The 21,497-nt window shown below is 69.6% G+C and carries 21 protein-coding genes; 1 reads left to right on the top strand and 20 read right to left on the bottom strand.

What is annotated here, in order from left to right; translation table 11 throughout:
• Window positions 1–156 precede the first annotated feature (156 nt).
• The 4 genes from AC25Y0_RS12490 to AC25Y0_RS12475 all read right to left on the bottom strand — a co-directional run bounded on the left by AC25Y0_RS12490 (window position 157) and on the right by AC25Y0_RS12475 (window position 4,140).
• On the bottom strand, window positions 157–1,101 hold the full coding sequence (locus tag AC25Y0_RS12490; RefSeq protein ID WP_488124089.1) for an endonuclease domain-containing protein: 945 nt from the start codon (window positions 1,099–1,101) through the stop codon (window positions 157–159).
• Window positions 1,102–1,512: 411 nt separating this feature from the next.
• A complete protein-coding gene (locus tag AC25Y0_RS12485) occupies window positions 1,513–2,253 on the bottom strand; it encodes a hypothetical protein (RefSeq protein ID WP_488134742.1) in 741 nt (246 codons plus the stop codon).
• A gap of 135 nt (window positions 2,254–2,388) precedes the next feature.
• Window positions 2,389–3,810, bottom strand: a complete 1,422-nt coding sequence (gene cls / locus AC25Y0_RS12480; RefSeq protein WP_488124113.1) for a cardiolipin synthase — start codon at window positions 3,808–3,810, stop codon at window positions 2,389–2,391.
• A 93-nt stretch (window positions 3,811–3,903) separates the two neighbouring features.
• A complete protein-coding gene (locus tag AC25Y0_RS12475) occupies window positions 3,904–4,140 on the bottom strand; it encodes a hypothetical protein (RefSeq protein ID WP_488124087.1) in 237 nt (78 codons plus the stop codon).
• A gap of 121 nt (window positions 4,141–4,261) precedes the next feature.
• Between AC25Y0_RS12475 and AC25Y0_RS12470 the strand changes: the two genes are divergently transcribed.
• On the top strand, window positions 4,262–5,392 hold the full coding sequence (locus AC25Y0_RS12470) for a DUF4192 family protein (protein ID WP_488124086.1): 1,131 nt from the start codon (window positions 4,262–4,264) through the stop codon (window positions 5,390–5,392).
• Between the two features lie 12 nt (window positions 5,393–5,404).
• Here AC25Y0_RS12470 and lysS read toward each other — a convergent pair whose 3' ends face one another.
• The 16 genes from lysS to glpD form a co-directional block, all read right to left on the bottom strand.
• Entirely contained in the window at window positions 5,405–6,928 is a 1,524-nt protein-coding gene (gene lysS, locus AC25Y0_RS12465) for a lysine--tRNA ligase (RefSeq protein ID WP_488134741.1), read from the bottom strand.
• A gap of 67 nt (window positions 6,929–6,995) precedes the next feature.
• Complete coding sequence (locus tag AC25Y0_RS12460) at window positions 6,996–7,685, bottom strand: Rossmann-like and DUF2520 domain-containing protein (RefSeq protein ID WP_488124084.1); 690 nt, start codon at window positions 7,683–7,685, stop codon at window positions 6,996–6,998.
• Window positions 7,682–9,388, bottom strand: a complete 1,707-nt coding sequence (locus AC25Y0_RS12455) for a PH domain-containing protein (protein ID WP_488134740.1) — start codon at window positions 9,386–9,388, stop codon at window positions 7,682–7,684. The genes AC25Y0_RS12460 and AC25Y0_RS12455 overlap by 4 nt, the downstream gene beginning before the upstream one ends.
• The gene (locus AC25Y0_RS12450) at window positions 9,385–10,143 is read right to left on the bottom strand and encodes a PH domain-containing protein (RefSeq protein ID WP_488134739.1); all 759 of its coding nucleotides are present in this window, start codon (window positions 10,141–10,143) and stop codon (window positions 9,385–9,387) included. The genes AC25Y0_RS12455 and AC25Y0_RS12450 overlap by 4 nt, the downstream gene beginning before the upstream one ends.
• Complete coding sequence (locus tag AC25Y0_RS12445) at window positions 10,091–10,582, bottom strand: DUF3180 domain-containing protein (RefSeq protein ID WP_488124082.1); 492 nt, start codon at window positions 10,580–10,582, stop codon at window positions 10,091–10,093. Before AC25Y0_RS12445 ends, AC25Y0_RS12450 begins: the two co-directional genes overlap by 53 nt.
• The gene (gene folK / locus AC25Y0_RS12440) at window positions 10,579–11,109 is read right to left on the bottom strand and encodes a 2-amino-4-hydroxy-6-hydroxymethyldihydropteridine diphosphokinase (protein WP_488124081.1); all 531 of its coding nucleotides are present in this window, start codon (window positions 11,107–11,109) and stop codon (window positions 10,579–10,581) included. Before folK ends, AC25Y0_RS12445 begins: the two co-directional genes overlap by 4 nt.
• Window positions 11,106–11,480: a dihydroneopterin aldolase gene (gene folB / locus AC25Y0_RS12435; RefSeq protein WP_488124080.1), complete on the bottom strand. Its 375-nt coding sequence runs from the start codon at window positions 11,478–11,480 to the stop codon at window positions 11,106–11,108. The genes folK and folB overlap by 4 nt, the downstream gene beginning before the upstream one ends.
• Window positions 11,453–12,274 (bottom strand): dihydropteroate synthase, encoded by an 822-nt coding sequence (folP, locus tag AC25Y0_RS12430; RefSeq protein WP_488124079.1) that lies wholly within the window; start codon window positions 12,272–12,274, stop codon window positions 11,453–11,455. Before folP ends, folB begins: the two co-directional genes overlap by 28 nt.
• The gene (gene folE / locus AC25Y0_RS12425) at window positions 12,271–12,861 is read right to left on the bottom strand and encodes a GTP cyclohydrolase I (RefSeq protein WP_488134738.1); all 591 of its coding nucleotides are present in this window, start codon (window positions 12,859–12,861) and stop codon (window positions 12,271–12,273) included. Before folE ends, folP begins: the two co-directional genes overlap by 4 nt.
• Window positions 12,862–12,870: 9 nt before the next feature.
• Window positions 12,871–14,880, bottom strand: coding sequence for an ATP-dependent zinc metalloprotease FtsH (gene ftsH, locus AC25Y0_RS12420; protein ID WP_488134737.1), 2,010 nt, complete (start codon window positions 14,878–14,880; stop codon window positions 12,871–12,873).
• A 155-nt stretch (window positions 14,881–15,035) separates the two neighbouring features.
• The gene (gene hpt, locus AC25Y0_RS12415) at window positions 15,036–15,587 is read right to left on the bottom strand and encodes a hypoxanthine phosphoribosyltransferase (RefSeq protein WP_488124076.1); all 552 of its coding nucleotides are present in this window, start codon (window positions 15,585–15,587) and stop codon (window positions 15,036–15,038) included.
• A gap of 9 nt (window positions 15,588–15,596) precedes the next feature.
• The gene (locus AC25Y0_RS12410) at window positions 15,597–16,100 is read right to left on the bottom strand and encodes a hypothetical protein (protein WP_488124075.1); all 504 of its coding nucleotides are present in this window, start codon (window positions 16,098–16,100) and stop codon (window positions 15,597–15,599) included.
• Between the two features lie 3 nt (window positions 16,101–16,103).
• A complete protein-coding gene (locus AC25Y0_RS12405; RefSeq protein WP_488134736.1) occupies window positions 16,104–18,002 on the bottom strand; it encodes an alpha/beta hydrolase in 1,899 nt (632 codons plus the stop codon).
• Window positions 17,999–18,268: a hypothetical protein gene (locus AC25Y0_RS12400; protein WP_488124073.1), complete on the bottom strand. Its 270-nt coding sequence runs from the start codon at window positions 18,266–18,268 to the stop codon at window positions 17,999–18,001. Before AC25Y0_RS12400 ends, AC25Y0_RS12405 begins: the two co-directional genes overlap by 4 nt.
• A 58-nt stretch (window positions 18,269–18,326) precedes the next feature.
• On the bottom strand, window positions 18,327–19,829 hold the full coding sequence (locus tag AC25Y0_RS12395) for an FGGY family carbohydrate kinase (protein WP_488134735.1): 1,503 nt from the start codon (window positions 19,827–19,829) through the stop codon (window positions 18,327–18,329).
• A gap of 18 nt (window positions 19,830–19,847) precedes the next feature.
• Entirely contained in the window at window positions 19,848–21,470 is a 1,623-nt protein-coding gene (gene glpD, locus AC25Y0_RS12390) for a glycerol-3-phosphate dehydrogenase (protein WP_488124071.1), read from the bottom strand.
• Between the last annotated feature and the right edge of the window lie 27 nt (window positions 21,471–21,497).

Here is a 21,497-nt window from a genome sequence, read left to right as displayed (position 1 = left end):
CCCCACCTGTCGCTCACGCGCCCGAACCCAGCAGATTCAGGCAACCCAACCCACAGTCCCCCGGTTCAGTTGCCCCAACCTGTCACGCACGCACGCGCACCCAGCAGATTCAGGCTCCCCAGGGGATGCCGGCAGCACGGCCGTATCCACACGGAGTCACGATCCGGCGCGGTAGGCCCCTCGAGCACGCGCGAGGAACGACGCACGATCGGCATCGAGGTCCTTCTTGATGACGCGGATGATCCGCCAGCCCAGGCTGTTGAGCATCTCGATCCGAGCGATGTCGGTCGCCCACTGCTCGGGGTCGGTCAGATGGTGCTCGCCTTCGTATTCGAACCCGAGCAGTCGCTCGGGATAGGCGAGGTCGATGAGCGCGACGATCCTGCCGTCGACGACGACAGGCCAGTTCAGCTCAGGTTCGGGCAGTCCACCCTCGAGGAATGCCAGCCGGGTGCGCGTCTCTTGGCGGGACCGCGACCGGATGCGGATGAGCGGGAGCGCTTCACGAAGCGCGGCGATCCCCCGCCGCCGGCCCGCCTCCATCGCCGTCGCGAGCTGGTCGACGGTTGCCATCGCCGGTGCATCCGTCGGTCGCATCGGTTCGCGCACGAAGTGGTCGCCGAGCGCGACGAGGTCCCCGGTGCCGAGCAGGGCGCCCATCATGGCCCACGTCGTGGCCGGAGCCGTCACGCGGTGCCCCGTGCTCGGCTCTGCCGCGAGGTGCGCCAAACCCGGGGTGACCGAGCGGCTGCGCACGCCGCATCCGCGTGGTGCGCGCGCGGGCAGGAGCACCCCGACATCGAGTGGACGATCGATGAGCACCCCCGCGGCATCCCGTTCAGAGAAGACCCGGTTCGGCAGCGGCGCTCCCCACAGAACACACGCCGAAACGAGGCAGAAGAACTCGGTCGGCCGCATGCGGACAGCGAACGCGCCGGCCCGTCGGCGGACGCTCGCCTCGCGGCTCTCCGCCGGGGGCGGGACCTCACCGCGCACACCGTAGAACGGACGACCAAGGCCACGACTGCGCAACCGGCCCGCGCTGACTCCGAGAGCCAGAGCAGACGAGACGGCGAACGGGATGCCGAGAGATTCAGGCAAGGACGGCAGAGTCACCGCACCAGAGTGGGCGCCCCGCCCGCTCCGAGGTGATACCGGGCCGGATCTGTGGAGAACCCGAATCTATCTACAGCCCGTGGGCGTCACCCGATGCGGCGATGACCCTCCCCTGAGTCACCGCCTGTCCGTTTGCCTCAAACTGCAGTGCTCCCTGTGCGAGAAGCGCACAGTAAGGCAAACGAACATCGGGGCGGCCGTCTGATGACCCAGGCGAACGTCAGGGCCTCGCGTTCGATTGCCTCACTCTGTCGTCGCACCGGCGGGTGCGCGACAGAGTGAGGCAAATGAACAGAAAGGATGCCGCAAACCCAGCCGCAGCAACCCACGCCGCAGCAACCCAGGCCGCAAAGATCCCAGCGCCGCCGGACCCTACGAGCCAGCGGCGCTGCGGACTCAGTCCGAGCCGACGATCGGGATGCTCACGCCGTCGAACTCGGCGCCCTGCATCACGAGGGTCACGTCGTCGTCGGCTTCGAGGTCGTCGACGAACGCGATCGTTCCGCGGGGGGCCATGTCCATCGTGCAGGCCTGGTCCGCGGCGGGCTCGGCGAAGGTCGCGGTCACCTCGGCGGGCCCCGAAGCGGCGACCGACTCGAGTACGGGCACGCACGTCGACGAGCCCCACGTGAGAATGACGAACTGGCCGTCCTCATCGGTCCACCCGGCGCTGGGCAGGTAGTCGGTCTCGCCGCCGACGACGAGGCCGGGCGCACCGTCGAGGTCGGCGTCGCCGACCAAGCCCTCACCCGTCACGCGGATCTCGACGTCCTGAGTCGGGTCGACACCCTCGGGCGTGGCGACCAGCGTCACGCGGGGAACGAGGTCCCTCGTGCACGCGGTGCCGGCGTCCGGTTCGACGAACGTCACGTCGATGACGCCGTTCGCGAAGGTCGCCTCTTCGGCGATCGGCACGCACGTCGAGCTGCCCTGCGTGACGAGGCCGATCATGCGGCCGCCGTCGAGCCACGCCGCGTCCACCTCGATCTCGGCGGCGGCGCTGCTCGTCGTGTCTGGCGCGGGGATGACGGGCGCGGAAGCATCGCCGCCCGGAGTGCCCGTCGCGCAGCCCATGAGGGCGGCCGCGAGGGTGGCGATGCCGAGGCCGGCGAGAAGAGTGCGGGTGGTGCGGATCATGTTGGCCTTTCACGGGTGAACAAGAGACCTCGATGCCGCGAACTGCAGCATCCATCAGCCCTATGGTGTCGCACACCGCCCCGGAATCTCAGGGAACTGGGTCACGCTCGGGTCACGAATGCCCTGGAATACGCCTTACTGCAACGCCGAGGTGAGACGGGCGAGGTTGTCGAGCACCGTCGACCGCAAGGGCTGACGCTCCCACTCCTCGAGGGTGAGCTCGCGACTGAGCGCGCGGTACTGCTGCTCGACGTCGCGCATCTCGCGCACGAACTCGCCACCTCGTACGAGCATCGAGATCTCGAGGTTGAGACCGAACGAGCGCATGTCCATGTTGCTCGACCCGATGATGGCGACTTCGTCGTCGATCGTCATCGACTTCGAGTGCAGGATGTACGGCTTCTGGTACATCCAGATCTTCACGCCTGCCCGCAGCAGCGCCTCGTAGTAGCTGCGCTGCGCGTGGTACACCAGGGCCTGATCGCCCTCTTCGGACACGAACAGATCGACGCGGATGCCACGCTGACAGGCCGTCGTGATGGCCAAGAGCATCGCCTCGTCCGGGACGAAGTAGGGACTGACGATGATGATCTTGCTCTGCGCGGCGTAGAGAAGCCCGGCGAAGAGTTTGAGGTTGTTCTGGAACTCGAATCCGGGTCCCGACGGGATGATCTGGCAGTCGAGGTCGCCGGGGCTGGACTGCACGGCGAACAGGTCGATCTCGTCGGTGAGAACCTCGTCGGTCTCGCTATACCAGTCCGACAAGAAGACGGCGTTGACGGATGCCACGACCGGGCCTTCGATGCGCACCATCAGGTCGACCCAGTGCAGACCGCGACGAATGTTCTTCGGCAGGTTGTAGGTCGAATCGGTGACGTTCTGCGAACCGGTGAACGCGACGCGTCCGTCGACGACGAGCAGCTTGCGGTGGTTCCGAAGGTCGGGGCGCTGGTATTTGCCGCGCAGCGGCTGCACGGGGAGCATGAGCCGCCAGTGCGCGCCCATCGCGTTGAGCCGGCGGGTCGTCGCCTTGTAGTACGGCTTGCCGCGGTTGGCCCAGTGGTCCATCAGCACGCGCACCGTGACGCCGCGCGCCGTGACTTCTTCGAGCGCGCGGAAGAAGTTGTCTGTCGCGGTGTCGGATTGCAGGATGTAGAACTCGACGTGCACGTAGCGCTCGGCCGCGCGGATGGCCTCCGCCATCGTGTCGAGACTCTCCTGGTAATCCGAGATGATGTGCGCCGAGTTGTCGCCGGCCAGCGGCATGGCACCGAGGTTGCGGTTGAGGGTCACGAGGGACGTGAACCACGTGGGAGCGTTCGGTCGCAGCGTGCCGAAATCGAGCGAGGCGCTCGTCTCGCGGATGTACTCGTTGATCTGCTCCTGCTTCTTGCGGCGCTTGCGCGGCAGACGCGGGTTTCCGATCAGCAGGAAGAGGAAGACGCCGATGAGCGGGATGAAGTAGATCGCCAGCAGCCAGGCCATCGCGGCCGTGGGGCGGCGGTTCCGGGGGACGATGATGATCGCGGCGATACGCACGCCGATGTCGACGAACATGACGGCGATGACCCACCAGGTCCAGTCGAATGTGATGCTGACCGCCACGGCATCCCTTCGCTCGGCCTGGTGCCCAGCGTAGCGGGAGGTGGGTCAGCGGTCGGACGCCGCCGTTTCGCCGGCCGCTGCGGATGCCGCCCCGACAGGCTCGGTGACGACCTCGCGCGGGGGCAGACCCATGCGCGCGCGCTCCTTCGCCTCGACGCGCGCGTAGACGCGGCGCTCGGTGCGGTCGGCGCGGATGATGCTGCGCAGGATGACGTAGAAGATGAACGCGACGACGATCGTGGGCAGCAGCGACCAGACCACGGCACTCCAGTAGCTGTCCATACCCTCCAGGATACGCGCCCCGCGCTGCATCGCGCCCTCCACAGCTCAGTTCGGCGCGCAGGATCGCCGTCCTGGCGCTGTGGCGGCCCCGGCGGACCGCACGGACGAGGATGCTCTCGGCATGACGACCATCATGAAAGCCGCGAACGCGGCGGAGTTCCTGTCCTTCGTGCCCGGCATGCTCGGCTTCGCACCGAACCGCAGCCTCGTCGTCGTGCCGTTCGCGCGATCCCGCACGCTCGGTGCGATGCGCTTCGACCTGCCCCACGACGACGCAGACGTGGATCGCATCGCGGCGACGGTGATCGGCATGGCGTGCCGGGTCTCGAACGCCGATGCCGTCGCCCTCGTCGTCTATACCGACGCCGACATCGGCGACCTGGCGCCCGTCCCCGCACTGCCGCACGACCGACTCATCGCCGCACTCGCCGGACGCGCCGACGCGTGCGGGCTGCGTCTCGTCGATGCGCTCTGCGTCGCCGCCGATGCGTGGTGTCCGTACCTCGACGGCGACACCCGCCCTCACGATCTCGCGGCGGTCGGCGCTTCGGGCGATCTTCCACCGGGCGATCAGGCCAGCGGCGCCGACCTGCCCGAGACCTCAGACGATGAGCGGGATGCCGTGGCAACCGCGATGACGGCCTTCTCGCGGGCCGTCGGAGTGCTGTGCGGGCCCGACGCGGTGTCCCGACCCGATTCCTCGGCATCCGCAGACGACCGCGTCGACCCGCAGGCGCTGGCCGCCGTCTGCACGATCGACGATCTGCCCGGCCTGTTCGAGGACGTTCTCGATTGGGAGGCCGCGAGCCTGCCGCCGTACCGCGCTGCGACTCTGGCGTGGTGTCTCACCCGGCCCGCGCTGCGGGACATCGCGCTGGTGCAGTGGTGCCGCGGGATGTCGGCGGGCGACGAGGCGCTGGACGCGCAGCTGCGGTGGGAAGACGGCGAGGAGTATCCGGCGCACCTCGCGATGATGATGTGGGGCGAGGGCGAGCGCCCGCACGCCGCCCGGCTGTCGCAGGCGCTCGAAGTGGTACGCCGGGTCGCAGCCGTCGCGCCCCCGAGCGACCGGGCGGGTGCGCTCGCGACGGCCGCGTGGCTGTCGTGGGCGCTCGGCCGCTCGACCCATGCCGACCGCTACGCGCGCAGCGCGGCCGACATCGAACCCGAGCACGGCCTCGCCGAGATCGTGCTGTCGTTCGTGGCGATGGGGCACCTGCCCGATTGGGCCTTCCGGCGGGAAGAGCCGTGAACCGCCGTCAGGTCACTTCACGAGAGGAAAGAGGATCGTCTCACGGATGCCGAGACCCGTGATGGCCATGAGCAGTCGATCGATGCCCATCCCCATACCGCCGGTGGGCGGCATGCCGTGCTCGAGTGCACGCAGGAACTCTTCGTCGATCCGCATCGCCTCGACGTCACCGCGAGCCGCGAGGATGGCCTGCTCGACGAAGCGCTCGCGCTGGATGACGGGGTCGATGAGCTCGGAGTAGCCCGTCGCGAGCTCGAACCCGCGCACGTAGAGGTCCCACTTCTCGACGACGCCGGCGGTCGTGCGGTGCTCGCGCACGAGCGGGCTCGTGTCGACGGGAAAGTCCATGACGAAGGTCGGGCGGGTGAGTCCGGGCTTGACGAAGTGCTCCCAGAGCTCTTCGACGAGTTTTCCGTGCGTCGCGTGCGGCGGCGCGTCGACGCCCACCTCGGCGGCGAAGGCGAGCAGCTCGTCGAGGCTCGTCTCGGGCGTGACCTCGCGGCCCGATGCTTCGCTGAGCGAGCCGTACATGGGCAGGCGGTCCCAGTCTCCGCCGAGGTCGTACTCGGTGCCGTCGGCCCACGTCACCGTCGTGGAACCGGCGACCGCGATGGCGGCCTGCTGCACGAGCTCCTGCGTCAGATCGGCGATGCCGTTGTAGTCGGTGTACGACTGGTAGGCCTCGAGCATCGCGAACTCGGGGCTGTGCGTCGAGTCGGCACCCTCGTTGCGGAAGTTGCGGTTGATCTCGAAGACGCGGTCGATGCCGCCGACGACGGCGCGCTTGAGGAACAGTTCAGGCGCGATGCGCAGGTAGAGCTCGGTGTCGAACGCGTTCGAATTGGTCACGAACGGGCGAGCCGACGCACCGCCGTGCTGCACCTGCAGCATGGGCGTTTCGACCTCGACGAAGTCGTGCTTCGCGAACGTCGCGCGCAGGCTCGCGTTGACCTTGGACCGGGCGAGCACGGTCTCGCGCGCGCGATCGCGCACGATGAGGTCGAGGAAGCGGCTGCGCACGCGGCTTTCCTCACTGAGCTCGGCGTACATGTTGGGCAGCGGCAGGATCGCCTTGGACGCGATCCGCCAGTCGGCGACCATGATCGACAGCTCGCCGCGGCGGCTGGAGATCACCTCGCCCGAGACGAAGACGTGGTCGCCGAGGTCGACGAGGTCTTTCCAGCGCTGCAGTGCCTCCTCTCCCACGACGGCGAGCGAGACCATGGCCTGGATGCGGCTGCCGTCACCGGCCTGCAGGGTGGCGAAGCACAGCTTGCCGGTGTTGCGGCTGAACACGACGCGGCCCGCGACGGCCGCCGTCTCACCGGTCTCGGCACCCGCCTCGAGGTCGCTGTACCGCTCGCGCAGCGCGGGGATCGTATCGGTCACGGGCACCACGACGGGGTACGCCCCGCCCGCGGCATCCGCCCGTTCTTCGATGAGCCGCTCGCGCTTGGCGAGGCGGACGAGCTTCTGCTCGTGCGCGTCGGCGAGATCGGCGTCGGGGTCGGTCGGATCGACGGGCGTTTCGGTCATATCGAGGCTCCTCGGAAGTCGCCGCCAAGTCTATCCGCGACCCCAGCCCGCCCCGCCGCGACCGCGGTCACGGCTCGGGTGAAGCGGGGCCCGACGCGAGGGCGTCGTCGATCGTCGCGTGGACGAGCGTCGACAGGTACGAGCCGGGGTTCTCGACCCCGACGGCGGCGAGCAGCGACGTCGACTGGTGCACGATCGAGCGCGAAAAGTCGGTCGCCGTGGCAATCGCCTCGGCGTACGCGGGGCGGTCGGCCTCGGCGATGACGACGGGTTCGCAGCCCAGCTCGACGGCGAGCGCCTGCGCGATGGGCAGTACCGGCGCCGGTGCGGTGACGGCGGCGAAGCCGCCCGCGAGGCGACGCAGGTCGATCGATGTGCCCGTGAAGGCGATCGCGGGATGCACCGCGAGCGGGATGGCCCCACAGGCGACAGCGGGAGCGAGGATGCCGGTCCCCTCGGAGGGATCCGTGTGCAGGACGAGCTGCCCGGCCTGCCATGCGCCGACATCGGCGAGCCCTGACACGAGCCCTGCGAGCTGGTCGTGCGGCACGGCGACGACGACGAGTTCGCTGCGCCTGACGACCTCGAGCGGATCGAGCAGCGGCACTCCGGGGAGGATCGCCTCGATACGGGCGTCATCGGACCCGCGCGTCACGCCGACGAGCGCGTGACCCGCACCCGCCAGAGCGAGGCCCACGACCGGGCCCACCCGACCCGAGCCGATGATGCCGACTCCGAGGCGTCCGTCGCGATTCATGCGCGCGGCTCCTCGGTCTCGCCGCCCACCACGGGCGTGCCCGGCGCGGGGGCGACCATCAGCGGCGCAGCGGCGGCCGGTCCCATCGGCGGAACGTCCGCGACGGTGTTCGCACCGACCGCGGCGGGCTCCCCGGTACCGGCCCAGCGGTGACTGCTGTCGGCGGCGGCTGCGGCGTTCGCGCCGGCGATCACCTCGCCGAAGACGTCGAGGGCGGCATCGCGGTCGATGATGCCCAGCGACCCCGAGACGGGCCCGAGGATCGTGTGCGGCTGCAGGTTCGCGATCCGCAGCCGCCGGTCGACGGGGCCCTGTGCGATCGCGATGCTCTGCAGGCGCGCAAGCGGGAAGATCCCGAGCTTGCGCCAGATCGCGCCGCGACGCACGAAGAGCGCGTGCGCGGTGAGGTGGAAGCCGTTGCGCCGCCACGTGAGCGGCCGCAGCAGGCGTGCCCGCCGGGGCGTCGTCGTGAACGGATCGTCCTCACGCGGCCCCAGCAGGCCGTGCTCGAAGATCGCCGGCCAGTCGGACTGATCGAAGCTCGGCAGCAGCAGCGCGAGCACGCGCTCGACATCGGCACGCGTCCCGACGGGCAGCACGGCGGCGAACTGGTCCGCGCTGACGTCGGTGGCGCTGCGGCCCGACAGTCGGTTGACCGAGACGGTCCACCAGCCGAACCGGCGCCACAGGATCGACTGCGACACCTGCACGGCGTGCACGCGCCCGGGCGGGAGCACCTCGGTGACCGTTGTGAAGAGGCCGAAGGTGATGCGCACACCGCTCGAGGTCGGCGCGATCGAATAGCGCAGCGACCGCGTGATGCTGCGCACCCAGTACGCCCCGAAGCCGATCACGGCGGGCACCATCGCGAAAAGGATCCACGGCGTCCCGAAGATCGACCCCAAGATGATCGCGATGATCGCGATGACGAGCGCGATGGTCGACCCGCTCAGCAGCTGCGATCCGATCAGCCGCCCCACCGGGATGTGGACGACGGATTCGGGTTCGACGTCGGCCTGGTCCGCACCGTCGATGATCCCCGAGATGCCGGCACCGACGACGGATGCCGCGGCAGAGACCCGCGAGCCGCTGGGGTGCGCAGCATCCGGTGCCGCGTCGCCCAGCTGCGCCCCCGAGGCGAGGCGCAAAATGTCGGCGCGCACGGCCTCGGCGTTCTGCGTCGACAGGTACTCGAGCTTGACGTTGGAGTCCAGCCCCGCACCGATGACTTCGAGCTTGGCGAGGCCCAGCAGCCGGGCGATCATGGGGCGGGTGAGGTTGACCCCCTGCACACGGTCCAGCGGCGCCCGTCGGTGCGTGCGGAACAGCACGCCGCTTCGCACCTCGACGTCATCGCCCGTGATGCGGAATGTGTGGAACCGCCACGACACGTAGAAGATCCCGATGAGCACGAGAACGACGCCGAGCACGACGAACAGGGCCACGAGCAGCAGGTTGTTCGACACCACCCAGTCGATGGGGTCGCCGGAGTGGTCGCCGTACCCGTCCATCGCGGGCAGGAACACCTCGATGAGCCGGTCGCGAAAGTTCGCGATGATGACGCCGGCCACGACCACGAGCGCGAACCCGCCGCGCAGCAGCGGTGTGAGCGGATGCATCCGGTGCCACTCGCCGTCGCTCAAGGGCGACCGCGCGAGGCGGGGCTCGGGGGGCGACGCGCCGTCGGCGGGGACGGCGGTCACAGGCCGGTCCGGCGGGTCTCGGCGACGTCGATCAGGGTGTTGCGCAGGCGGTCGGCGGCCTCCTGCGTCAACCCGGGGATCGTGACGCCCGTGGCAGCGGCCGCGGTGACCAGCTTGAGCTGGGCGATCCCGAATCCGCGGTCGAGCGGACCGTGCGTGATGTCGATGAGCTGCATGCGGCCGTACGGTACGGCCACGACGCGCTGCCACAGGATCCCACGGCGGAACACGAGGTCATCGCGGCGCAGCTGGTAGCCGTACGAGCGGGCCTGGCGCGGCGTGATGATGAGCGTGAACGCCAGCACCGCCGTGCCGATGCCGCCCGGAATCCACACCCAGCCCTGGTGGAAGACGAGACCGAGCACGAGCATCGCGGCGACGACGACCAGGAGGAAGAATCCCCCCACGATGAGCTGCACCCGCACGTACTGCCGGGCGAGCTGATGCCATGTGCCGTCACCGAGCGGCAGCCGACCCTCGCCGCGCGGCTCTTTGATCCGATCGAACGTGCCCGCATCGAGCGTCTCGTCGGGCCCATACGGCACGCTCTCCGATTCGGATGCCGCAACAGCAGCCCGGCGCTCGGCGCGGGTCGCCGGAACCGCGGCCGCCTCGGTCGCCTCGGCGTCCACAGCGGTCACTGGCTCGGAACCGCCCTCCGGGCCCGGAACCCCAGCCTCCACGGGCGCCGCCGCTGCGGCGTCAGTGGCGATGGGGTTGGAGTCCGGGGTCGTCGCCTCCGGGCTGTTCGTCATCGTGGTCCTTCCGGATCGTGCACAGGTGCTCCGCCACGAGGGCTGCTCCTGTGAGCACTGCCCCGCAGGCGGCCGTCGCGATGACGGTACCCATCGAGCCTAGCGAGGGCGTCACGGGCAGCGTCACGAGGAAGACCCCGAGCCCCGCACCGAACCCGGTCATCGCCGCACCCACGATCGAGGACGCCTTCGCCAGCATGGCGGTGCGCAGGGCGCGGAACGGATTGACGATCACCGCGGTCGTGCCCCGAGTCGCGCGGCGAATGGGGATCGCCAGCGCGAGGACCAGCCCACCCAGGCAGATGAGCAGGATCGGCAGCGTGACGGCGGGCGTGAACGTCGGCCGTCCTGTTGCGGTGAGCACCTGGTCGAGCGCGAATCCGCTCGCCGCGCCCAGCACGGCCGCGCCGATCAGGACACCGGGTCCCGTGCGCTTCACTTCTGCTCCCGCAGGCGGGCGAGCAGGTCGTCGACGCGTCCGCGGCCGGGCACCACGGCATCGGGCGCGACAGCGAGCCACGGGATCAGCACGAAGTCGCGCTCGGCGGCGCGGGGGTGCGGCAATGTGACGTGCGGATCGTCGCTCTCGAGGTCGCCGTAGGCGATGAGGTCGAGGTCGAGCGTGCGGTCGTCCCACCGCGCGCGTCGCTCGCGGCCGTACTCGGCCTCGATCGCGTGCAGGTACGACAGAAGAACTGACGGCGCGAGCCGCGTGCGCAGCAGCGCGACGGCGTTGAGGTAGGCGGGCGCGGCGGCATCCGGACCCTCGGGCTTCACGGCGACGGACTCGATCGGCGCCGACGCACGCACGTCTTCTGTGAGCGGAAGACGCCCGAGCGCGGCGATGGCCTTGCTGAGGGTCGCGGCGCGGTCGCCGAGGTTCGCGCCGAGCGCGACGACGGCGTCGACGGCGGGTGCTGGCGGCGCGGGTGCGACCTCGATGCCCTGTGCGAGACGGCGGTTCATCGCGGTGCCTTTCCGCGGCGCACCGTGACGGCGACATCGCCGAAGGGCACGGTGATCGGTGCGCTCGGCTTGTGCACCGTCACGACGACGGCGTGCACGAGGTCGTGCGCCAGCACATCGTCGGCGATCCGGCTCGCGAGGGTCTCGATGAGGTCGACGGGGTCGCCCTCGACGATCTCGACGAGACGTTGCGCGAGCTCGCCGTAATGCACGGTGTCGGCCACGTCGTCCGACGCGGCCGCGCGCGAGGCATCCACCCGCATCGTGACGTCGACGACGAACTCCTGCCCGTCGCGACGCTCATCGGGATACACCCCGTGGCGCCCGAACGCGCGGACCCCTGTCAGCGTGATCTCGTCGACGGCATCCATCGATCGTCTCCTTCCCATGCGGCGGCGATGCGCAGGGCATCGCGCGTCGCCCGAGCATCATGCACGCGCACGGCCCACGCGCCGGCCTGGGTGGCGAGCACGCTCGTGACGGCGGTCGCGAGATCGCGGCGCCCCTGCTCATCGGTGTCGAGGGCGTCGGCGAGGAACCGCTTGCGACTCGTGCCGATGAGCACCCGATGGCCGAGGTCCGCGATGTGCGGCGTCCCGCGGAGCACGGTCCAATTCTGTTCCCCGCGCTTGCCGAATCCGATGCCCGGGTCGACGATGACACGTGAGGGCGGGATGCCGGCGGCACCTGCCGCGGCCACCCGCTCGCGCAGTTCGCCGAGCACCTCGGCGACGATGTCGTCGTAGGTCGCCCGCGCGTACATGTCGGCCGACGGGCCGCGCCAGTGCCCGAGAGCGATGTCGGCGTCGGTCGTGGCGACGGCGGCGAGCATGTCGGGGTCGGCGAGGCCGCCCGAGACGTCGTTCACGATGCTCGCCCCGGCCTCGGCCGCGGCGAGGGCGGTAGACGCGTTCAGCGTGTCGATGCTGACGGTCGCGCCGGCAGCGACGAGCGCCGCCACGACGGGCAGCACGCGTTCGCGTTCGAGAGCGGCGTCGATGCGCTCCGATCCCGGTCGCGTGGACTCGCCGCCCACATCGAGCAGATCGGCGCCGTCGGCGAGCAGGCTCAGACCGTGGGCCACAGCGGCGTCGGCGTCGAGGTACCGCCCGCCGTCACTGAAAGAGTCGGGCGTCACATTGACGATCCCCATGACGAGGGTCATTCGCGCGCCGCTCCGATGAGCACCATGATCTCGGTGCGGGCCGCGGCATCGGTGTACGCGCCGCGGGCGGCGATCGTCACGGTCGTGGCGTCGGTCTGCTGTCCCCCGCGCATCGTGACGCACTCGTGCGCCGCATCGAGCACGACGAGCACGCCGCGGGTGTCGAGCGAGGCCGAGATCGTGTCGGCGATCTGCTCGCCCAGACGCTCTTGCACCTGCGGGCGCGACGCGAGGATGTCGACGACTTTGGGCAGGGCGCCGAGGCCCACGACCTCCTCGCCGGGCAGGTACGCGATGTGAGCACGCCCGCGGAAGGGCAGCAGGTGATGCTCGCACACCGAGCGGAAGCGGATGTCGCGCAGCATCACGGCACCGGACGGCAGCGTGTCGGGAGCCGGCCCGCGCGCGACCGAGATCGTGTGGGCCAGTGGCTCGCCGGCATCCTGCCCCACTCCCGAGAAGAACTCGGCGTACGCATCGGCGACGCGCTGCGGCGTCACGCGCAGGCCAGGCCGATCGGGGTCCTCCCCGATCGCCTCGAGAAGTTCGCGGACCAGGCCCGCAACGCGCTCACGATCGACGGCCACGCCGCGAGCCTACGCGGTTGCCGGGCGAGCCTGTCCGGCAGGACGGCGCGTCGCCGGCTTCTCGGCGGCACCCTGCGGACCCGACTCGACGGATGCCGCGAGCCCGGCGTCTTCGCGGCGGCGAGGAACGTCGACGGGGGGCAGCTGCGATACGGGGCGCTGCTCGCTCGACAGCCACTGCGGGCGCGGCGGCAGCTTCGAGATGTCCTTGAAGATCTCGGCGAGCTGCAGGTGGTCCAGCGTCTCTTTCTCGAGCAGCTCGAGGGCGAGCTTGTCGAGCACTTCGCGGTTGGCGTTGAGGACTTCGTACGCCTCGTTGTGTGCCTGCTCGATGAGCGCACGCACCTCGGTGTCGACGCGCTCGGCGACGTGCTCCGAGTACTCACGGCCATGGCCCATGTCGCGGCCCATGAAGACCTCGCCCGAGGACTGTCCGAGCTTGACCGGCCCGACGTCCATCGTCATGCCGTACTCGGTCACCATCTTGCGGGCGATGCCGGTGGCCTTCTCGATGTCGTTCGAGGCGCCCGTCGTGGGGTCGTGGAACACGATCTCCTCGGCGACGCGGCCGCCCATCGCGTACGCGAGCTGATCCTGCAGCTCGTTGCGCGTGACGGAGTACTTGTCATCGAGCGGCAGCACCATCGTGTAGCCCAGGGCCTTGCCGCGCGGGAGGATCGTGACCTTCGTGACGGGGTCGGTGTGGTTCATCGCCGCCGCGGCGAGCGCGTGACCGCCCTCGTGGTAGGCGGTGATGAGCCGCTCCTTGTCCTTCATGACGCGCGTGCGCCGCTGCGGACCGGCCAGCACGCGGTCGATCGCCTCGTCGAGCGCGCGGTTGTCGATGAGCTGCGCGTTGGAGCGAGCGGTGAGCAGCGCCGCCTCGTTGAGGACGTTGGCGAGGTCTGCACCCGTGAAGCCGGGAGTCTTGCGGGCGACGACCTCGAGGTCGACGCCGTCGGCGAGCGGCTTGCCGCGACCGTGCACCTCGAGGATGCGCTTGCGACCCTGCAGGTCGGGAGCGTCGACACCGATCTGACGGTCGAACCGGCCCGGACGCAGGAGCGCCGGGTCGAGGATGTCGGGGCGGTTCGTCGCCGCGATGACGATGACGTTGACCTTCGGGTCGAAGCCGTCCATCTCGACGAGCATCTGGTTGAGCGTCTGCTCGCGCTCGTCGTGCCCGCCGCCCATGCCGGCGCCGCGGTGGCGTCCGACGGCGTCGATCTCGTCGATGAAGATGATGGCGGGCGAGCTCTCTTTGGCCTGGTTGAACAGGTCACGAACGCGCGACGCACCCACACCGACGAACATCTCGACGAAGTCCGATCCCGAGATCGAGTAGAAGGGCACCCCCGCCTCGCCCGCGACGGCGCGCGCGAGGAGCGTCTTGCCGGTGCCGGGAGGGCCGTACAGCAGCACACCCTTCGGAATGCGGGCGCCGACGGCCTGGAACTTCGCGGGATCCTTCAGGAAGTCTTTGATCTCCTGCAGCTCTTCGAGCGCTTCGTCCGCACCGGCGACGTCTTGGAAGGTGACCTGCGGCATTTCCTTCGTGACGAGCTTGGCTCGCGATTTGCCGAACTGCATGACCTTGGAGCCGCCGCCCTGGGCGCTGGACATCAGGAACCAGAACAGCAGGCCCAGCAGCAGGATCGGGATGAGCAGGGACAGGATGCCGTCGACCCATGACGCGCGCGGGACAGCGTCGTTGAAGCCGTCCTTCGGATTCGCGGCGTTGATCGCCGTGACGACCTCGTCGGCGCGCGCCGAGACGTAGTAGAACTGCACGTCGTTCGCGCCCTCAAAGGGCCGGGACAGCGTCATGTCGACACGCTGGTCGCCGTCGGTCGTCGTGACTTCGGTCACGGTGCCGCCGCGCAGAAGCTCAAGACCCTGCTGCGTCGTGATCTGCTTCGCCCCGCCGAGGCTCGAGATGAGCGTGAAGCCCACGACGAGCAGCACGCCGATGAGCACGACGTACACGAACGGATTGCGGGTGAGCTTCTTGGCCTTCATGGTGACGGCGAGCGCCGGTCCCTTTCGTCGAACGAACCGTCGAAAAAGGGCGCACGTGCCCCCGCGACAGTGTGTTCAGGGTATCGCGGGCACGCTATGCCGATCCTGTGCATTCGCCTACGGCGTACCGGCCCTCGAGCGGCGCCGACGCGTCGTCAGCTGTAGACGTGCGGCGCCAGGACCGCGACATCGCGCAGGTTGCGGTAGCGCTCGGCGTAATCGAGGCCGTATCCGATGACGAACTCGTTCGGGATGTCGAAGCCCACGTACTTGCAGCGCACCTCGACCTTGGCAGCCTCGGGCTTGCGCAGGAGCGCGAAGACCTCGACGGATGCCGCGCCCCGGGCCTCGAAGTTCTCGAGCAGCCAGCTGAGGGTCAGCCCCGAGTCGATGATGTCCTCGACGATCAGCACGTGCTTGTCGTGCAGGTCGGTGTCGAGGTCTTTGCGGATCTGCACGACTCCGCTGGATTTCGTGCCGGTGCCGTACGACGAGACGGCCATCCAGTCCATCGGCGCCGTCATGGGCAGTGCCCGCGAGAAGTCGGCCATGACCATGATCGCGCCCTTGAGCACGCCCACCAGCAGAAGATCCTTGCCGGCGTAGTCTTCGGCGACGCGAGCGGCGACCTCTTGCAACCTCTCGACGATCTCCTCCTCGGTGTGGAGGACGTGGGTGAGTTCGCTCTGGATGTCCGCAGCCCGCATACGACGATTCTAGGCGCCGCCACGCACGGTCTGCGGGCTCACGACGAGCACCTCGACGACCTCGGCCCTGTCAGGCGCCGTCAGACCCCACGTGAGCTCGATGTACCAGTCGCCGCCGTCGATCTCGCGGCGGAAGCCGTCGGCGACCCGCTGGCCGCCGTCGGTCTCGCGTACGCGCGACATCGTCCAGCCTTCGGCGGTGAGGTGTTCGGTGACCGCGGCGGCGGCCTCCGCGGACGCGTCGGGCTCGGACACGAGCACGATGCTGCTCAGCGCCTGCCACCACGCGGCATCCTGAGCAGAAGCCCCGCCCGTGGGCGACTCGAAGCGCGGCTCGGACTCGGAGAACCCCACCTCGTCGACGAGCGCTTCGGGGATCGCGGCGACGGTCGTGGCCATGAGTTCGTCCGTCGCGGCGGCGTACTCGTCGAGCCGGCTGGTCGGTGTCATGGTGCAGCCTCCGAGGGTGAGGGCGAGCGCGGCGGCCGCGACGAGGGCGATGAGGCGTCGCATCCGTCACTCCACCTGCGCATATGCGGGCGCGTAGTCATCGCGGTCGAGCCCGTCGATCGTGATGGGCCCGGCGGTCGTGACGATGGTCTGGCTCGGCGCGAAGAGCTCTGCCTGTCCGCCGGTGATCACGGCGACCATGTTATTGAACGCGGTCGAGCCGGGTGTGTAGAGCGAGCTGTGACTGTCGATCGCGGCGGGCATGCCGTTGCCGGGCACATTGTGGCGCTCGATGTTTCCGCTGTCAGGATCGGATGCCTCGATGAAGCCGGTCTCGAGGCGGGTGACGCCGTCGGCGGTCAGCGTGGACTGCCCGTGCAGAGCGTGCCAGTCGCCACTATTGCCCTGGATGAGTCCGACTACGGCGTCGTTGCGGCTCATCATCGCGTAGTGCGGCACACCTGACGTGTGCGGGAAGTCGTCGATGCCGTCGACACCGTGCCCCATGCCGGCGGCGGCGACATACAGGATGCGGTCGGCGCCCAGGCCCTCCTGCTCGGCCATGCCGACGGTCGCCCCGCCGTAGCTGTGGCCCAGCACCGTGAGCGTCGCCGCCCCCGGCACGACGATGCCGGCCGCGAAGTCGCGCAGCCGCGGCGCGAGCTCTCGCGAATACGACGGGTCCATCGCGGCGGGGATGTCCTGCGGGAACGGGCCGCCCGCCCACTGGAAGACGGCCGATGTCGAACCCGCCGCCTGGTAGAGGTCGGCGGCGCGGGAGTCGCCGAAATCGGTCATGTTCGAGCCCGTGCCGGGCACCGAGATCGCGACCGACGTGACCCATGACGGGATGTCTCCCGTGACGGGGTCGATGGGGCCGTGGTAGGTCGCGATCGCGCCCTGCGCCGGGTCGAAGACGACGACGCGCGAGCCTTCGTACGAGCGCGGTACACCGTGGGCGTCGACGTAGCGCACGTCGTCGGTGAGCAGTCCCCGGTAGTAGTCGATGTGCGTCTGCTGCTCGGCGACGAGCTTGTCGTACTCGGCGTCGATGCCGTCGTGTCCGTAGTATGCCTTCGCGTGGGCGTCGGCGCGCAGCTGCTCGATGCGCTCGATCTCGGCCTCGCGGGCGGCGATCTCGGTGCGCAGGTTGATGCGGTTGGCGCTGACCCGGTCGGCGATGGGGATGCCGTCGAGGTTGCCGATCACCCTGGGCGACTTCTCGATGAGGGCGTCGCGCTGCGAGCGGTCGAGGCTGTCCCAGACCTGTCGGATGAGGTTTGGATCGCCGAGGCCCGCCAGCTGCTCTGCCGTGATCGAATCCGTGTCCTCGGCCCACAAGGCGGCCGACGCGAAGTACCCGCCGCGGCCGATCCGGCCGTCATCGGTCAGCGCGGCGACGAGGTCGATCTGACGCAGCTGATTCGCCGTCTCGCGATCGAGATCGTCGCGCTCGATCTGCAGATCGTTGTAGGCCTGGCTCGCGCCGCGATAGGACTCGATCGCACCGCGCCACCGCTCAAGATAAGAGGGCTTGTCGAGGTAGAGCCAGTCGGGCAGCACGTCGTCCCAGCTCAGCGCCCAGCCGACGACCGTCTCCGAGGCCTGATTGAGCGCTTCACCGCGGCGCGCCCAGATCGCGTCGTAGCGGGTCTGCGCCGTCGCGAGCGCCGTCGCGGCGCGACCCTTCAGCTCTTGCAGCCCCGTGGCGTAACCGTCGAGAATCCCGGCGGCCGATTCGGCGGCATCCGCTGTTCGCGTGAACCGCTCCGACAGCACCGTGATGCGCGGGCGCAGCGCGTCGGCGCTCTCGGCGATGACAGGACCGAGCGCAGCGAGCGCGCGGCCCGACGCGGTGCTGCGATCGCGCTGCGCGGTCGCCCGCGAGCGGAAGAGGCTCGCGAGGTCGCGGATGCCGCCGACATCGCCCTGCGCCGGGTCACCGTCGATTCCGGGAAGACTCATGACCCACCGCCCGCCAGTGCCGCGTCGGTGCGCTGCAGTTCGCTGTGCACGATGCCCGTGTCGGTCGCGACTTCGTCGCCCGCTTCGGACAGGGCGTCCATGGCCGCCCGGATGAGCTCGTCGACGTCACCGAGCGCCGCCTCGACGACGTCAGACTTCACGACGCCGTTGTCGGGGCGCGAGCCGTCGGCGGCGCGGGCCGCCGCAGCACGGAGCTCCGCCACCGCGGTGGTGAAATCGGAGTCGCTGTATTGCACGCCTGTCACCCGCCCAGACTATTTCTCCCCGCCGCGGGCGACATGGGGAGGAATCCCCATCGGCGTGTCAGCCCTGCACGCGCGGAGGAAGACCGCGCGCCGCCGCCACCGCATCAGTCCACCCGCGGTAGAGCTCTTCGCGCCTGTCGGCCTGCATGCGCGGCTCGAAGACGCGCTCGAGCTGCCATCGATCGTGGATGTCATCGCGAGCCCACATGCCCACTTCACTGCCCGCCAGGTGGGCGATGCCGAGCGCGGTGCGCTCGAGACCGACAGGGCGCGCCACGGGGATGCCGAGGATGTCGGCTTGGAACTGACACAGCAGGTTGTTGCGTGTCGCGCCGCCGTCGACCTTGAGCATGGGGATCTCGACGCCATTGCGCCGGAGATTGTCGACGTTGTCCCGGGTCTGGTAGGCCATCGCCTCGATACCGGCGCGCACGACATGCGCCGCGGACGACTCGAGCGTGAGCCCGAGGATGGCTCCTCGCGCATCTCGGTCCCAGTGCGGATCGAACAGCCCAGCGAAGCCGGGAACGAGGTAGACCCCGGCTGTGTCGGGCACGGTCGATGCGATGGCTTCGCTGTCGGCGGCGTCGGGCAAGATGCCCAAGCGGTCGCGCAGCCACTGCATCGTCTGCCCGCTGTGGAAGACCACGCCCTCCGCCTCGTAGGTCACGGCGTCACCGAACTGCCACGCGACGCTGCTGCACATGCCGGGCAGCGTGCGCGGCACGTCGCCCATGTTGACGGTCAGGACACCCGCAGTGCCGAACGTGTTCTTGGCGCTGCCGGTCTCGAGGCAGGCCTGACCGAACAGCCCCGCCTGCTGATCGCCGAGCACGGCGGTCACAGGAACCGGCTGCGGCGCCGGCAGTAGGTCGTGCGCGACGTCGCCGAACCACCCCGCGGACGGCACGATCTCAGGCAGCAGACTCGTGGGGATGTCGAGCATGGCGCAGAACTCTTCGTCCCACCGGGCTCGCGCGAGAGACATCAGTCCCGTGCGGGATGCCGCGCTGGGCTCGGTGCGATGCGCCGTGCCACCGGTCAGGTTCCACAGCATCCACGTGTCGGGTGTGCCGATCGCGAGCTCACCGCGCTCCGCCCGCTCGCGGGCCCCGGGCACGTGTCGGAGCAGCCAGGCGATCTTGGCCGCCGAATAGAACGAATCGTTGCGCACACCCGTGCGTGAGCGGAACTCGTCGTCGAGGCCCCGCTCGGACCACTCCCGCACGATGCCGTCGGTCTGCTTCGACATCCACGTGATGGCGTTGTAGACGGGCACCCCCGTCGAACGGTCCCACATCACGATGGTCTCTCGGTGCGACGTCACCCCGACGGCCGCGATGTCGGCCGCCGTGAGACCGGCGCGTTCGAGCGCGACGGCGAGTGAGCGGCGCGGTGCATCCCACATCTCCTGCGGGTCGAACTCGACCCACCCTTCGTGGGGGAAGATCGTGGCGATCGACGCGGAAGCCTCACCGACGGTGCGACCCGCATCGTCGATGACGATCGCTCGGGCGCTGCTGGACCCCTCATCGAGGGCGACGACGTATCTGCCGGTCACGGCGGACTCCCTTTCGAGTCAGACGCGCTCGGGAACGCGCAAGTGATCGAGCCATTCACGGTAGCCCGCGATCTCGGCCGAGCGGCGGTCATCGTCCCATCCGCGGTGAGCGGCGAGGATCTCGGCGGCGCGCTCGGCGCCACCGAGCCCGTGGCCGGGTTCGAAGGCCAGCAGGATGCGGCGCGCGAAGACGTCGGTGAGGGTTTCGGCGAACTCGTCGTCGACCGCGAAGATGAGTTCGGCGGCGATTGCGGGGCTGTCAGGATCGAAGCGCTCGGCAAGGGCGGGGTCCCGCTGGGCGAGCTCGAGGACCTGCTGCGCGCGGGTGCCGTACAACGACCAGAGGCGGCGCGATGTGTCCGAGTCGATCGTCGTGTTCGCCAGGAAGGCCCGCTCGAACGCGGCGAGGTCGGCGGCGCGCGCGCCGGGAAACGGCTGCTGTTTGCTGATCGGCTTCTTGCGAGCGCGAGCCTTGAGCTTCTTCACGGCGAGGTCGGTGGCGTCCTCAGCGAGCTGCCGATACGTCGTGAGCTTGCCTCCGACGATGGACAGGATGCCGGGGTATCCGTCCTGCGCATGGTCACGGACGATGTGGCTGCGCGGCACTTTCCATTCCGGGATGTCCGGCGCATACGGCAGTGGGCGCACACCGCTGTATGTGTAAAGCACATCGTCGGCCGTGAGGTTGGCGTCGGGCATGAGTGCGTTCGCCTCGGTGAGGAGGTAATCGACCTCGTCGCTCTCCGCACGGGCCGAGTCCGGCTCGAGGTCGTACTTGATGTCGGTGCAGCCGATGAGGTATCGCCCCATCCACGGGATCACGAGAACGAGGCGTCCGTCCGTCTGCGACTCGTAGTACACGACGTCCGTCGGGGCACCGGGGAACCGGTCGACGATGATGTGGCTGCCTTTCGCCCCGCCGATGAGGCGCGGCGACGCCACAGCCTGGCCGGACTCACCCGCCAGCACGTCGTCGACCCACGGGCCGCCCGCGTTGATCGTGACGCGGGCCCGGATGTCGCGCTCTTCCCCGTCGTCGGTGCGCACGCGCACGCCGGTCACGGCCCCGCCGTCCCGCAGCACGCCGACGGCCTTCGTGTGGATGTGGATTCGGGCACCGGCGTCGGCGGCGGCGACCGCGAGCTCGGCACAGAGCCGCTCGGCGTACTCGACCTGGCCGTCGGTGAACAGGGCCGCGCCACTCAGGCCGGTCGCGTTCATTCCCGGGAAGCGGTTCTTGATGGCTCGCGCAGACAGCACGCGATGCCAGGGCACGGATTTGTCCGCGGAGAGCACGTCGTACGCGAGCATGCCGAGGCGGATCATCCACGAGGGGCGGGTGTTGCGAGAGTAGAAGGGCATGATGAGGCGCACGGGCTTCACGAGATGCGGCGCGACGCGGAACAGGAGCTCGCGCTCGCGCAGCGATTCGCGCACGAGACGGATGTCACCGCGCTCGAGGTAACGCAGCCCCCCGTGCACAAGGCGGCCCGACCAGGCCGAGACTCCGAAGCACAGGTCCTCTTGCTCGACCAGCGCCACCGAGAGACCACGCTCGGCGGCGTCGCGAGCGATGCCGAGCCCGTTGATCCCTGCGCCGATCACGACGACGTCGTACGTGAGCTGTCCAGCCTTGGTCACGGTGCCTCCTCGACGATGGCGTGAATA

It is taken from the genome of Microbacterium sp. Y547 (assembly GCF_057669785.1).
Note: the sequence above shows the minus strand (reverse complement) of the source record. Positions and strands in the feature narration are given on the sequence as shown.